Raw genomic sequence first — 811 nt, 5'->3', positions numbered from 1 at the left:
GGGGCCGCGGCCGGCGGCGCGGGCGGGACGGCCGCGGGCTGCCCGGCGAGCTCGCGGCGGCGGGCCGCCTCGGACGGGTCGACGGCCTTCAGGAACATCGCCGACGCGTGACGCTCGGCGCGCTCCTTCCTCCCCTCGGCGCGCGCGATGGCCATGACCTTCTGGGAGTCGTTGCGGCGCGCCTCGGCGGCGCCGCGCGCGACGGCGGCCTGCGCCTTGGCCACCGCGGTCGGGTCGATCGCGGGCGGCTGCGCGGCGAGCTGCGCGGGCTGGGCGGCGGGCGCGGCCACCGGCGCCGCTGCCACGGGTGCGGCGGCGTCGAAGCGGCGCCCGCCCGCGAACTGCCCCGCGTAGTACGGCTCGCTCAGGCTGGAGACCTTCACCACGTCGCCCGTGCTCGGCGCGTGCAGGAACTTGTCGCCGCCGAGGAACATGCCGACGTGGTGGACGTCGCCGTTGGCGGCGAAGAACACCAGGTCGCCGGGCTTGAGCTGGTTGCGGTCGGCAACCTCGGTGCCGGACTCGATCTGTGTGTAGGTGACGCGCGGGATCTGGATGCCGGACTGCGCGTAAGACCACTGCATCAGGCCCGAGCAGTCGAAGCCGGTCTGCGGCGTCGAGCCGCCCCATTTGTAGGGCGTGCCCATGTGCTTGGACGCTTCCTGGATCGCGGCGAGCGCCTTCGGGCCCGGGCCGTTGCCGGCCGCGATCGCCTGTTGCAGCGGCCCGGCGATGTCCGCGGGCAGCCCGGCGAGCCCGGCCGCGGCGGCGGGATCGACCGGCGCGGCGGCCACGGGCGCCGCCACCGGCG

At 76.7% G+C, this 811-nt stretch carries 1 protein-coding gene; it reads right to left on the bottom strand.

Translation table 11 applies throughout. The features are described 5' to 3' along the window. Positions 1-811 (bottom strand): C40 family peptidase (locus tag OJ962_RS34210; RefSeq protein ID WP_270006960.1); only part of this gene is annotated, 811 nt, incomplete at both ends.

Source organism: Solirubrobacter deserti, assembly GCF_027587175.1.
Lineage (GTDB): Bacteria > Actinomycetota > Thermoleophilia > Solirubrobacterales > Solirubrobacteraceae > Solirubrobacter > Solirubrobacter deserti.
This window is presented reverse-complemented; position numbering and strand designations above follow the sequence as displayed.